11 protein-coding genes are annotated in these 13,283 nt (G+C 62.4%); 2 read left to right on the top strand and 9 right to left on the bottom strand.

The genetic code is table 11. The annotated features are described in order from the left end of the window. Positions 1 to 12 precede the first annotated feature (12 nt). The 9 genes from I5961_RS12890 to I5961_RS12850 all read right to left on the bottom strand — a co-directional run bounded on the left by I5961_RS12890 (position 13) and on the right by I5961_RS12850 (position 10,214). On the bottom strand, positions 13 to 1,710 hold the full coding sequence (locus I5961_RS12890) for a putative porin (protein WP_227235446.1): 1,698 nt from the start codon (positions 1,708 to 1,710) through the stop codon (positions 13 to 15). Between the two features lie 39 nt (positions 1,711 to 1,749). Further along, a complete protein-coding gene (locus I5961_RS12885; RefSeq protein WP_085700721.1) occupies positions 1,750 to 2,454 on the bottom strand; it encodes an energy transducer TonB in 705 nt (234 codons plus the stop codon). A gap of 3 nt (positions 2,455 to 2,457) precedes the next feature. Then, on the bottom strand, positions 2,458 to 2,883 hold the full coding sequence (locus tag I5961_RS12880) for an ExbD/TolR family protein (RefSeq protein ID WP_007955109.1): 426 nt from the start codon (positions 2,881 to 2,883) through the stop codon (positions 2,458 to 2,460). A gap of 11 nt (positions 2,884 to 2,894) precedes the next feature. Next, positions 2,895 to 4,694, bottom strand: a complete 1,800-nt coding sequence (locus I5961_RS12875) for a DUF2341 domain-containing protein (RefSeq protein WP_227235445.1) — start codon at positions 4,692 to 4,694, stop codon at positions 2,895 to 2,897. A gap of 14 nt (positions 4,695 to 4,708) precedes the next feature. Beyond that, positions 4,709 to 6,304 (bottom strand): ShlB/FhaC/HecB family hemolysin secretion/activation protein, encoded by a 1,596-nt coding sequence (locus I5961_RS12870; RefSeq protein WP_227235444.1) that lies wholly within the window; start codon positions 6,302 to 6,304, stop codon positions 4,709 to 4,711. Positions 6,305 to 6,359: 55 nt separating this feature from the next. Next, the gene (locus I5961_RS12865; RefSeq protein ID WP_085703965.1) at positions 6,360 to 6,986 is read right to left on the bottom strand and encodes a transposase; all 627 of its coding nucleotides are present in this window, start codon (positions 6,984 to 6,986) and stop codon (positions 6,360 to 6,362) included. Positions 6,987 to 7,172: 186 nt separating this feature from the next. Then, positions 7,173 to 8,381 (bottom strand): DSD1 family PLP-dependent enzyme, encoded by a 1,209-nt coding sequence (locus tag I5961_RS12860; protein WP_227235593.1) that lies wholly within the window; start codon positions 8,379 to 8,381, stop codon positions 7,173 to 7,175. A 74-nt stretch (positions 8,382 to 8,455) separates the two neighbouring features. Then, positions 8,456 to 9,784, bottom strand: coding sequence for a D-arabinono-1,4-lactone oxidase (locus tag I5961_RS12855; protein ID WP_227235592.1), 1,329 nt, complete (start codon positions 9,782 to 9,784; stop codon positions 8,456 to 8,458). Between the two features lie 76 nt (positions 9,785 to 9,860). Further along, the gene (locus tag I5961_RS12850; RefSeq protein WP_227235443.1) at positions 9,861 to 10,214 is read right to left on the bottom strand and encodes a c-type cytochrome; all 354 of its coding nucleotides are present in this window, start codon (positions 10,212 to 10,214) and stop codon (positions 9,861 to 9,863) included. 353 nt (positions 10,215 to 10,567) lie between these two features. Here I5961_RS12850 and I5961_RS12845 point away from each other — a divergent pair, with 353 nt between their 5' ends. Both I5961_RS12845 and I5961_RS12840 read left to right on the top strand, forming a co-directional pair. After that, complete coding sequence (locus I5961_RS12845) at positions 10,568 to 12,193, top strand: NADP-dependent glyceraldehyde-3-phosphate dehydrogenase (protein ID WP_227235442.1); 1,626 nt, start codon at positions 10,568 to 10,570, stop codon at positions 12,191 to 12,193. Positions 12,194 to 12,239: 46 nt separating this feature from the next. Beyond that, positions 12,240 to 13,280, top strand: a complete 1,041-nt coding sequence (locus tag I5961_RS12840) for an FUSC family protein (RefSeq protein ID WP_227235591.1) — start codon at positions 12,240 to 12,242, stop codon at positions 13,278 to 13,280. Positions 13,281 to 13,283 lie beyond the last annotated feature (3 nt).

Genomic DNA, 13,283 nt, shown 5'->3' with positions numbered 1-13,283 from the left:
CTCTCCCGGCGCTTAGAAGCGCGTGTTGATCTCAAGCTGCATGACGTCGATGTCGAACGGCGCACCGTACACCGCCTCGGTGCTCATCCAGCGGCCGGTGGCGTAAACGTTCTTTGCCAGGCCGTAGTTGCCGCCGAGGATATAGCCCTTGGCGTTGGTGCCGCCCAGGTGGAACGACGAGTCGTTGAAGCCGTCCGGCAAGGCGTCCGGCTGGATGTACTTGTAGCCGGCGAACAGGTTCCAGTCGCCCTGCTTCTTCAGCTCCAGCGCGTTGCCGAGGGTGAACTGGACCATCCACGCATTGGCGCCGCTTTCGATGTTGCCGTTGCTGCCGAGGTTGTTGACCAGTTGCCCGGCCGAACGCTTGCGCATGTCGCCTTCGTCGTAGCCGAGATTGTGGATGTAGTTGCCCTGGCCGCGCAGTTTGAAGTCTTCCGGCAGGTCGGCGTCCCACACCACGTTGAGGTCCAGCAGGTTGAACTCGGACGCCAGGCCCACGAATTGCGGCTGCGGCGTGGTGCTCGGGTTGAGCGGGTTCGGCGTGATGTCACGCAGCAGGAACACGCTGTTGCCCTTTTGCATGAACGCTGCGCGGGTGCCGTCGCTGTCGCAGCCCGGTGCGCCGGCCCACGGTTCGCAAGGACTGGAGCGCTGGCCTTCGATGTCGTCGAAGCGGTAGTAGGCCAGCGCGCCTTTCAAGCGGTTGTTGCTGTTGATCGCCCATTTGGCGCCGATTTGCGCGCCGTACAGCCATTTGTTATCGCTTTCTTCCTTGTCGAAGCCGTTGCTGGTGGTGGTGTCGTTGGTGTAGTCCACCGGGAACGCGCCGAGGGTGCCGAACACGCCCCAGTCGCGGTTGAGCTTGTGGTCGAAGATGGCCGCCACGCCGTCGAAGTTCAGGTCGTTGGAATACAGCATGTCGGTGGACAGGAACGGGTTGGCGAAGCGGCCACCGGTCAGGGTCAGCTCATCCGACGGCTTCCAGGTCAGGTAACCCTGATCGAGCCAGATGTCCTTTTTCGAGAAGCCACCGCCGAGGTTCTGGGTGGTCGACACCGGGTTGTTGTCCGAGCCGGTGCCGATGCGGATGCCGGCGGTCCATTGCGGTGAAATCTCCGCTTTCATGCCCAGCCGGGCGCGCAGGCGAAACAGGTTTTCGCGGTCTTCGCGGGTGTTGAGCAACGGCGGCAACGCGGTGCTGCTGTTGGGATTCACGTCGTAAGGGCCGTTGTTGTTGAGCTTGGCAAAGTCGACGATTTCGTTGCTGTTGCTGCCCGAGTAGTAGCGCGATTCGTCACGCAGACGAATGTCACCGTCAAAGCTGATGCGTGACGCCCAGTCCGGGAAAGTGTTGGGCGCGGCCCAGTTTTCCTGTTTGGCGGTGGCCATGACTTCGGCCTTGACCTGATCACGGATCTGGTCGCGCACCGCAGCCGGCACGTATTGCACCCGCACATCGCCCGGCGCCGCGACCGGCCCGGCTGCCACAGCGGTGGACGCCGCAGCCTGTTTGGCCTGGGCCGCTTCGTTCTGGGCCTGGGCGATCAGCGCGTCGGCCTTGTCCTGTTTCAGAATGCCCTGCTCGACCAGCAAGCGGATCAGATTGATCGTGGCGTTCTCCGAGGGCGCTGGCGCTGCCGCGGCCTGACCGACCAGGGTCGCGATGACCATGCCGACCGCCAGGGACAATCGATTCACGTTGGAAATCATCTGCACACAACTCCTTTTCATACAGCTTTATGAATTCGGTTAACCCGGACGCCGCCCTTGCAGGGACATGCGCACAGGCAAGGTGATGGAGGCCGGTGGCCGTTCGCTTAAAGCGGGCGCGTTGCGCAGCGCGGCGAGCACTTGCGTATCGATCTCGGGGTTGCCGCTGGACTTGATCAGCTCGACCCGGGTGATCTCGCCGACACTGCTCAGCCACACATCGGCCTGCAGCGAAAACGCCAGGTTGCGCAGGTCGGGGTTTTCGCGCAGCAGCTTCTGGAAGGTGAACGCTAGGAACTGGCTGTAGGTGCCGTTGCCCAGTCGCCCACCGCCGGCGCCGGCCATGCCGCCGCCCTTGCCCGCGCCGATGTTGAACGCGTCGCTGCCGCTCTGGGCGTCGCCGTCGATCTGCATCGGGTTGGCCAGGTCGTCGGCCGGCGATGGCGGTGCTTCCTCTTCAGGCTTGACCTCTTGCGGCTCCGGCGTTGGCTCGGGCTCGACGACTTTTTCCTCGACCGGGGTTTCCGGCTCCGGCGGTTTTTCCGGCGGCGGAGGTGGCGGTGGCGGCAAGGGAATGATCGTCGGCACCTTCGGCGCTTCCCGACGGATACCGCTCATGTCGTTGGCCCACTGCCACAGGAACCACGCGGCGAGCGCACCGAGGATCAGCCCGGCGCCCCACTTCACGTAGCGCAGTGGCGACTTCTTCACCGGTAGAGGCTCGATTGGCAGTTGTGCAGTCATCACTCAGCCCTGCGTCGGTTTGCCGGTAACGAGACCGACCTGGGACAGTTCGAGCCGGCGCAACAGATCCAGCACTTCGATGACCTTTTGGTATTGCACCGTGGCATCGCCGCGCACGATCACCGGGAAGTCCGGGTTCTGCGCCTTCTCGATGCGCAGGCGCTCTTCCAGCTCCGGCAGCGTCACCGGGTAGGCGTCGAGGAACACCTGGCCGCCGTCGTTGACCGAAATCGCCTTGGTCTTGGCCTCGGACAGCGACACGGCGGCGCTGGCCTTGGGCAGGTTGATCTGGATCCCGGAGACCTGCGCGGTGGCGGTGAGGATGAACATCACCAGCACCACCATCAGCACGTCCACCAGTGGCGTGATGTTGATGCTGTCCACCGCTGCATCTTCGTCATCGTCGTGGGAGGCATTTACGGACGCCATGTCAGTGCTCCTCAGGCCGGTACGGAGTGATTGGCGTGATGACCGCGCTGATGCGCCGCCTCACTGGACTGGCCTTCGCCGTGCATCTCCGCCAGACGGGTGATGAACTCGTCGACAAACACACGCATGTCGGCGCTGACTTCCTTGTTGCGAGTGATCAGGCGGTTGTAGCCAAACAGCGCCGGGATCGCGACGAACAGGCCCATGGCGGTAGCGAGCAATGCTGCCGCCATGCCTGGCGCGATGGCGTTGATGTTTACGTCACCGGCCATGGCCGTGCCGAGGAACACCACCATGATCCCCAGCACGGTGCCGAGCAGGCCGATGTACGGGCCGCCGGCGATGGCGTTGGACAGGGTCGAGAGTTTCGAACTCAGTTGCTGGTTTTCCCGGGTGCGCACGCCGTCCATGGAGCAGCGGATCGCTTCGATGGTCGCCGCCGAAACCGACGAGGTATCGGCGCCCTGCTCGCGGCGGGTGCGGATCTCTTTCACCGCCACCTGATACAGGCGCCACAGCGGCGAATGTTGCAAGCGCTGGGCGAGCTGGGTGTCGTCGGCGAACATTTCCAGGCGAGTGCCGACCTTGGCGAATTGCACGCGGAAGTCTTCGTTGGCGGCGGTGACGCGGCTGAGGGTGCGGTTCTTGCGCAGCATGATGATCCACGACTGGAACATCATCAGCACCAGCACCGCGATGATCACCCAGGCATCGACCGGCACGGCGTTGAGCAGGAAACCGAGGCTGCCAAAGCCGAAGCCGGACTGTTCTTCATCGACGCCGTAAGCCACCAGTTTCGACTCGGCGCCCTGGGAAGTGGCGTCAGCCAGCAACAGCGGCGCCGGACGGGCGACTTTCGACAGACGCAGCTCATCGATGGCACCCACGAACGGCTGGAAAGGACCTTCATGCAGTTCAGCGCCGATGGCCATGACCGAGTTGAACGCCGGCATCGCTTGAGCCAGCGTCGCACCTTCGCGACCGTTGATGTACAGCGTCACTTTCGCGCCTTCGGCGGTCAGTGCGACGTGCTGCCATTGGCCCGGATTCAACGGTTGCGTGGCGACGGCGCGCTGGCCGTCGATTTCCACGAACGGTACGCCCTGATTCACACCGACCAGCAGGCTGTGGGCGCCTTCGCGACGGGCCAGAATCAGTTGCTCGCCGTTAGCCTGATCCAGTCGCAACCAGGCACTGAAGGTGAACGCGCTGCCGGCGTTGTGCTGCAGCGACGGACTGGCCGGCAACAGCAACGGCTGGCCGCTGAACTGCAAGGCCCGCCCTACTACACCGTCAATCGCGCTGCCAGTGGCGCTCTGCGCGGTGTTGCCGTAGGCGGTGGTGTCTTTCGCCGGGGTACCGGTGGCGCCCTCAAAGTGATAGAGCGCGGTGTAATTCGGATCGAACGTGAGTTGGCCGTTGCCGGTGGCCGGGGCTTTCTGGTTGCCGTAGTACATCCAGATGTCCTGACGCTGACCGCCCTCGACATTCGGCACGTCGACCCAGATCAGCGCCATGCCCATCAGCGCGTCGAAGCTTTCGATCTGGTGGTTGAGCACAGTCTTGTCATCGGCGGCGACGAAACGCAGGTCCGAGCCGTCCTCTTTCACGCCGTCAAACGTGAAGTTGCCGGTGTGCAGGCGCACCAGCAGCGCGGTGCGGCCAAGGGTTTGATTGATCGCGGCGCCTTGCGGCGTGGTGTCGACGGCGATCTGTTTGCGGTAGTGCCAGTCGTCCTGCCACCAGGCCTGAGCCGTGGCCGGGAGCACAAAGCCCAGGCAGATCAACAACGAAAGGAAAAGGCGCTGCATGGAGGTGCTCCTTGTTAGAAAGTGGCCTGAAGGTTGAAGTGCAGGCGCGATTCCTGTTTCGAGGTGTTCGGCCCTTCGAGTAGCGGGTAGCCCCAGTCGAGGCTGCCGGACAGCCACTTGCTGAGGCTGGCGCGGGTGCCGAGGCCGACACTGGCCAGGGCGTAATTGGCATCCTGGTCCGGCAGTTCGTCGCGCAGGTAGAGTTGCGCGCCCTCGGCGAAGGCGTAGAAGCGCCAGTCCTGCATCCAGCCGCCGACGTACTTGGCCAGCGACGGTGTGCGCAGTTCTTCGCTCAGCAGAAAGCCGTCATCGGCGGTACGTTCAGCGGCCAGATAGCCGCGCACCGAAGTCGCGCCGCCGGCGGAGAATTGTTCGTTGGAAACCAGTGGCCCCGACGCCAGTTGGAACGCGGCTTTGCTTGCGCTCTGCCAGTCGCTGTCGAAGGTCCAGGTGAAGTTGGTATCGCCCTTGAGCACGGCGAAACTCGGGTTGGCGCGGTAGCGTTTGTAGTCGAAGTCTTCGTCGGAGCTGCCGTAACCGAAGAAGCTTCGAGTGGCCGCGACCAGGCTCAGGCCGAGGCCGAGCTGGCTCTTTTCGCTGTAGCGATAGCCGTTGTAGGCGAAGGTGAACGGCGCGTATTTGAGCGGCACCTTATCGCTTTCGCCGGACAGGATCAGGCGCTCGTCGAAGTCCTTGAAGTCGATGCCGGCCGACAGCGAGTTCGACCAGTTGCCGCTGGACGGGATCGTGTAGATCGCCGCTAACCCGTAGGAATGGCCCTTGCCGAGCACGTTGCTGCCGCCGAGGGTGGCGACGTTGCTGTCGGACTGGTAGCCGGAGAACTGCACGCTCCAGCGCTCGGTCAGCGGCGCGGTGTAGGAGCCCGACCAGACCTTGGCATTGTCGGTTTCCTGGGGCGCGGTGAAGAACGTCAGGTTGACGCTGTGCCCCAACTGCCAAAGATTGTTGTAGCCGAGACTGGTGACAGTACGCAGCTTTTCGGTGTCGGCGCTGTAGTCGTTGTTCAGGCCGACGCTGGCGGTCCACGGGTTCTGGTCTTCGACCTGCAAATCCACGTCCATGGTGCCGGGGCGCTGCCCTTCGCGCACCAGCGGCATTACCTGCCGGCCCGGGGTTTTGTTGAGTTGCGCCAGTTCGCCCTGGACCTTGGCGAAGTCCGGCACCTCGCCTTCCTTCAGGGCCGGGACGTTGTCGCGGATGTCCAGCGGCGAATAGTGTTTGGCGCCGACCACACGCACCCGGCCGACCTTGGTTTCGCTGACTTGCAGATACACGATGCCGTCGGCCACGGCTTGCTCCGGCAGTTCGACGAACACCGATTGATAGCCGCGTTCCTGATAGACCTTCTGCAAGGCGTCCCGCGCGCCTTCGATTTCGCTCAAGGCTTTTTGCGGGCCGAGGAACGGGTACACCGCTTCTTCGATGGCCCGGGCATCGAGCACGGTGTTGCCGCGCACGAAGTATTCGTTGACGTCCACCAGACGTTGCGCACCTGCGTTTGCGGCCTCATCAGCGAACGCCGGCTGCACGCCGGCCGTCACCAGCAGCCAGCCCCACAGCGCCAGCCGTGACGTGAAAATCTGCTCCACACTACCCCCTGAAATTCGCGATGACCTGTTGGCGCTCATGCGCCTTGCGTGTGCGTCAATTACTGGCGTTGTTAATTGCTGACGTGCGGGGCCCGGTGTGTTTGCCCAGCCAGGTGTGCAGCAGCGCGAAGTTCAGCGAGAACTCGGGCATTTGCAGCAGCGCGCCGCAGAACACTTCACCGATGATTTTCTGGATGAGCTGCACCGCACGCGGCTCGTTGAGCAGCGTGGCGATGTCGCGACTGAGGACGTTGAAGCTCCAGACTTTCTGGTTCAGGCCGAGGCCGACAAACCAGCGGAACAGCAGGTTGTAATTGAGCTGTTCATAGAGCTGCTGCTCGCTGGGCACCGAATACAGCAGTTGCAGCAGCAGGATATGCATGACCGTCTGCGGGGCGATCAGCATGCCGGGTTGGGCATCGAGGTCGTGCAGGAGGTCGCGATGGGCATCGAGCAGGTCGTCGATCTGCGGGCGCAGCAGCACCAGCGAATGACCCGGCGGAATATAACTGGAGACCTCTTTCAAGGCGCCCTGCCAGTCATCCTGCGACACGATCCAGACCCACGGCGCACCGTAGCGATACACCGAAACCGGCTTCTTGCGCGCGGCTTCGACGATCTTCGACAGGCGTTGATCGAGTTCCTGCATGCCCACTTTCGAGTAGCGTTCCATAGTCCCCATTGCCTCACTCCCGGCGTCCCGCCTCGGCTTGTGAAAAGCGCCCAAAGGGCCCCTCAAGCGCGTTACATAGGCATGACCGGACTGGCGATGTGCTACCGAACTTTTGTCATAAAAGCTTCATTACAGAAATCGAATGAGATCGATCAGGCACCATAAATACCTGTGGGAGTGAGCTTGTTTTATTGGTCAGGAATAAACCGGCCAGGTATCGACGATCTTGCCGCCACGTACCGCCAGCAAATCACCGAATTGCAGGAGGACGGCTTCGGTCTGGGTCGGTCGCAGAAAGACTTGATCCTCCATCGTCAGCCCCACGGCATTCGAACCATTGACCATCTCCTGATTCGAGCTACGGCCGTAAACGCCATTGCTTTGAAGCCCCGGCGGCGATTCGAACTCGGCCATCCAGTTACCGCCGTAGATGAAGAAAGTCTGGCGCTGGTTGGTGTCCCACCACGAAAACAGTTTCGACTTGTCATCCAGCGCCGGGATGTTTACTGCTCCGGTGCTTTTCAACACCGGCGTGGCGATGTACGCGGCGGGTTCGTGTTCAACCAGAGAAGGCAAGTCGTAATGAGTCGGCTTGAGCATCGCCGTGCCCACCGATACCTCAGTGCTCAGGTGCTCGTTTTCATGCATGCGGTAACTCGGGCTGCCGGCAGTATTCAGGCACAAGCCGTCTTGCCACAGCGCCGGGTATTGCTGCCGGGTAAAGTCGACGCAGCGCTGATAAATCACCATCACCCTGGCGAACAGTTCCTCGGGCGAACCGAGAATCCCCGGCACACCCATACCCACGAACGGGTCGTAGCCCATGAACCCGGCGAATTCCAGATGCTGCGGGTTGGCGGCGATCAGCGCGAGCATTTGCCCGAGCACGTTCAGATTGCTGACGCCGCCCCGGTGCAGGCCGACGTCCAGTTCGATGTTGATCCGCATGCGAGTGCCCAAGCCCTGGGCCAGCGCGAGGTATTGCTGCAAGCGTTCGGGGTTGTCGATCAGCCATTGCAGTTGTTTCGCCGGGTCGAACGGGCCTTTGTGGGTCTGGTAGAAAATCTCCGCCGAACGCACCGGTAGCGGCTTGCCGAGCAGGATGTCCGAATGCGGAAACATCACCGCATCATGATTGAGAAACGGCTGATGAAATGACATCAGTCGTTGCGTCCCTGCCCGTTGGCCGATGTAGCTGAGCAGGCCCGGTGACGGCAGGGATTTCTCCACCAGCCTCAACTGCTTGCCCGCACGATTGACCGAGCGCATCACCACGTCGATGTTGTGGTCGAGGCGATCCAGATCAATCAGCAACACCGGGCGCATCGGGCCTTTGCTCTTGAGTTCATTGTTCAGCGCCCGGAAATAGTCGCTGTAAGGCCCGCCGCGATCCCCCGGCCGCAGCCATGCGCCAACCCCCGCCAGCAAAGCGCCGACACCCAAAGTCCCGAGCACGAAATTACGTCGATTGACCGCCATCAGCTCACCCCCAGAATCGACGACAGATGCCCGTTGAGAAACTTGCCGCTCGGGTCCAGCGCCTGGCGTACCTGAATGAATTCCTGCCAGCGCGGATAGAGCGTTTGCAACGTGCGGGCGTTGAGCGTGTGCAATTTGCCCCAGTGCGGCCGGCCGTTGTACTTCCAGAAGATCGGCTCGATCGCGGCGAAGAAGTTATGGTGGTCCATCTGGTAATGCTGGTGGACCGAGATCGAGCAGCTGTCGCGGCCCTCGAACATGCTCAGCGGAATGTCGTCGGCCTTGACGTAGCGGTACTCGATGGGAAACCAGGTGCGCAGGTCCTTGTCGCGGATCAGCTTGAGAATCTCCCGCAGACACGCCGGGCCATGTTCAGCGGGCACCGAATATTCCATTTCATTGAAGCGCACGGTGCGCACGTTGGCGTAGATGTCGAACGAGTCACCAACCCGGTCATCAAAGCTCGCCAGATGCCGCAGGCTGTTGAGCAGCGAGCTGCGCAAGCCCGGGAAATCGCTGCCGTACTTGTCGATCTTCTCGATCAGGGTCACGAACTCGTTGCCGCCCTCCTCTTCAGGCGGGATCGGCGGCGTGGGCGGGTCGGTGGTTTCGTTGAGGGCGATCGACAAGGCGTAGTCGGAATGGGTGACGACGAGCATTTCCCAGTGCTGGTTTTCGCGGGTGTTCTTGTCGATGTCTTCCAGCAACTCTTCGGTCCTGGCGATCCACTGTCGCTCGCGCAGGCGATAGGCCGGGCGGTTTTGCAGGCGGATTTTGGTCGCTACGCCCAGCGCGCCCAGGGATACACGGGCGGCGTTGAATACCTCGGGGTGATGCTGGCGGTCGCAATCCAGCAACTCGCCGCTGGCGGTTACCAGTTGCATCCCGCAGACGTGTGCGGAATAGGACTGGAAGGTTTTGCCGGTGCCGTGAGTCGAGGTGGAAATGGCCCCGGCCAGGGTCTGGTAATCGATGTCGGCCATGTTTTGCAGGGCCTGACCGACGTCCTTGAGCGGTACGCCCATGCGCGACATCGGCGTGCCGGCGGCGAATTCGGCTTGCAGGGTTTTCGGGTCGTGATCGAGCAGGCCGTTGAAGTAGCTGAGCGACAACAGCGTACCGTCGGTTGGCACCAGCGCGCTGAAGGAATGCGCCGAGCCGACCGGGCGGATCTTGCCAGTTGCCTGCTGAATGATCGTCGTCAGTTCATCCAGATTCTTCGGCGCCACCCGCGCCGCCGGCAGGCAGCTCTGGCCGCCCGACCAGTTGCGCCAGGGAATCAGCCGTGGCGCGCGCATCAACTGGCCCAGCGCCGGATTGGAAGCCAGCGCGCTGAACGCTCCGACGATGCTTGCCCGTTGCAACAACTGCCGGCGTGTCAGATCTATCGGCATGCCAGGATCCTTATTGTGGGAGCGGCTGATCGGCCATGAAGCCGATCAACTGAAGGAATTGTTCTTCCGAGCACTCGACGCACTGGCCCATCGGCGGCATGCCGTTGTAGCCGTTGATGGCGTGGTCGAGCAGCGTATCGGCGCCCTGCTGGATGCGCGGTTCCCAGGCCTGGCGGTCACCGGTCAACGGCGCATTCGCGGCAGGGTTGGCGTGGCAGAGCTGGCAGCTGTTGGCGTAGATCTGCGCCAGCGCCGGGTCTTTGGGAATGGCGTTGTTGGTGCTGGCCGGGGGCTTGGGGTCTTCGCCACAGCCAGGCAGCGTCATGGCCAATGCCAGTAATAATGTGAGTCGGATTGCCCGCATAACGGCCTCGCTTATTGTTGTGGTCACACCTTAAGGCAGGCAGGTCGGCGGGTTGAGGGCATTGCGGGACATTGAGGGGGGCAAACGGGGCCAGCCCATTACCGAAGACGATCGTTCCCACGCGCCGCGTGGGAATGCAGCCCTGGACGCTCTGCGTCCGCTTGGAACGCGGAGCATCCCTTGAGGCATTCCCACGCAGACGGTTCGACGCCTCGACGTGGGAACGATCATGTGTGGATGCCCGCTCTGCTGTGCGGTTTCGCGTGACATTCGCGTGACATTTGCGGGTTTAAATTTCGGCGCGTTCAGGCGTATAACCGTTACAGACTTTTTCAATGACGCGGGGTAGCGACATGACCACAGCAAACATCCTTGGCAACCTGTTCCCTTCTGTCAGCGACATCCCGGAAAAATACCGCCTCGACGGTCAGGTCGAACAACGCGAATACCTGGTCGATGGCCAGTTGCGCCGCTGGGACGGCCCACTCGCCACCGTGCGCAGCCCGGTCTATCTGCACGGCGATAACGGCGACGAACAAGTGATCCTCGGCAGCACGCCGCTGCTGGACGCCGACACCGCCCTCACCGCCCTCGACGCCGCCGTGCGCGCCTACGACCGGGGCCAGGGCCTGTGGCCGACCCTGCGCGTGGCCGAACGCATCCAGCACGTCGAGGCCTTCCTCGGGCGCATGCGCCAACAGCGCGATGCCGTGGTGAAACTGCTGATGTGGGAAATCGGCAAAAACCTCAAGGACTCGGAAAAAGAGTTCGACCGCACCTGCGACTATATCGTCGACACCATCAATGCACTGAAAGAGCTCGACCGCCGCTCCAGCCGCTTCGAGCTGGAACAGGACACCCTCGGCCAGATCCGCCGCGTCCCGCTTGGCGTGGCGCTGTGCATGGGCCCCTACAACTATCCGCTGAACGAGACCTTCACCACGCTGATTCCGGCGCTGATCATGGGCAACACCGTGGTGTTCAAACCGGCCAAGCTCGGCGTGCTGCTGATCCGCCCATTGCTTGAAGCCTTCCGCGACAGCTTCCCGACCGGCGTGATCAACGTGATTTACGGCAGCGGCCGTGAGACCGTCAGTGCGCTGATGGCCAGCGGCAAGATCGACATCTTCGCCTTCATCGGCACCAACAAGGCCGCCAGCGACCTGAAAAAACTGCACCCGAAACCACACCGTTTGCGCGCCGCGCTGGGGCTGGATGCGAAGAACCCCGGCATCGTTCTGCCCGAGGTGGATCTGGACAATGCCGTCAGCGAAGCGGTTACCGGCTCTCTGTCGTTCAACGGCCAGCGCTGCACCGCGTTGAAAATCCTGTTCGTGCACGAAGACGTGGTCGAAAGCTTCATCGAGAAATTCAACGCCAAACTCGCCAGCCTCAAACCGGGCATGCCGTGGGACAGCGGGGTTTCGCTGACGCCGCTGCCGGAGTCGGGCAAGGTCGATTATCTGCATGGGCTGATGGCTGACGCGCAAAGCAAAGGCGCCCAGGTGGTCAACCCGAACGGTGGCGAAGCGCGGGCCTCGTTCTTCTATCCGGCGGTGCTGTACCCGGTGACGCCGCAGATGCGTGTGTATCAGGAAGAGCAATTCGGCCCGGTGGTGCCGATCGTGCCGTACCGTCACCTCGACACCGTCATCGACTACGTCCTGGAGTCGGACTTCGGCCAGCAACTGAGCATCTTCGGCACCAACCCGGTGGCGGTCGGTCGACTGGTCGACACCTTTGCCAACCAGGTCGGCCGGATCAATCTCAACGCCCAGTGCCAGCGCGGTCCGGACACTTACCCGTTCAACGGGCGCAAGAACTCCGCCGAGGGCACGCTGTCGGTACACGATGCACTGCGGGTGTTTTCGATCCGTACGCTGGTGGCAACCAAGTTCCAGGAACCCAACAAGGATCTGATCAGCGAAATCATTCGCGGGCGCGATTCGAACTTCATCGCCACCGACTACATCTTCTGAGGAGGAATCAGCGCTGAGTACTATCAGCTCCCATCGCTGGCCGCCGCTGTTGCGGCGGATCCTGCGGCCATTGCTTGATCCGTATCGACGCTATCGCCATGCACGAACCATTCACGCGGTGCGGGTCGCACTGGGGTTGTTGGCGACGATCCTGCTGACCACCGGCATCAATCTGCCCCACGGCGAATGGGCGTCGGTGACCATGCTGGTGGTAATCGGCGGCTTGCAACACCACGGCAACATCGGCAAGAAAGCCGCCGAACGCGCTACCGGCACCTTGATCGGCGCCGGCGTCGGCCTGTTATTGGTGGCGCAGCATGCGTGGCTGGGCATGCCGTGGCTGACCTATTTTGCAATGGCGGTGGTGTGCGGATTCTTTTCGTATCACGCCATCGGCAAGGGCGGTTACACCGCCCTGCTCTCGGCCATCACCGTTTTCATCGTCGCCGGGCATGGCGACAACCCGATCACCGACGGGCTGTGGCGCGGGGTCGATATCCTGATCGGTATCGCCCTGGCCCTGGCCTTTTCTTTCGCCCTGCCGCTGTACGCGGTGTACTCGTGGCGCTACAACCTGGCCGATGCGTTGCGTGATTGCGCCACGGTGTACGGGCGGATCATCGGTGGCCAACCGGTGACGGCCGACGAACACTTGAAGCTGATGAGCCGGCTCAACGCGGTGATGGTGCAACTGCGTTCGCTGATGCCGTCGGTGTCCAAGGAAGTCAAAGTCTCGATGACCGAACTGGACGCGATCCAGCGTAACCTGCGCATGTGCATCAGCACTCTGGAAATCCTTGGCAACATCCGCCCGGACGCCAACGATCCCGACGCCATGGCGCACCTGCAAGCGGCGCTCAAGGCCGAGCACCGGCACATTCGCGTGCAATTGATCGGCATGGCCCGGGCGTTGAAAACCGGTGCATCCCGGCGGTTGGGACGCCCGGTGGAATTGCCGGACGCCAGCCTCGACACGCCGGTCTACAGCCCGCTGGACGGTTACCGTCTGTTGACCCGGCAACTGGCAGCCAACATCAGCGAGATGCGCCAGCGTCTGGCGAAGACTGCGCCGCGTTGGAATATCTGAGGT

Origin of the sequence: Pseudomonas sp. IAC-BECa141, from assembly GCF_020544405.1 — a bacterium.
Taxonomy (GTDB): Bacteria; Pseudomonadota; Gammaproteobacteria; order Pseudomonadales; family Pseudomonadaceae; genus Aquipseudomonas.
This window is presented reverse-complemented; position numbering and strand designations above follow the sequence as displayed.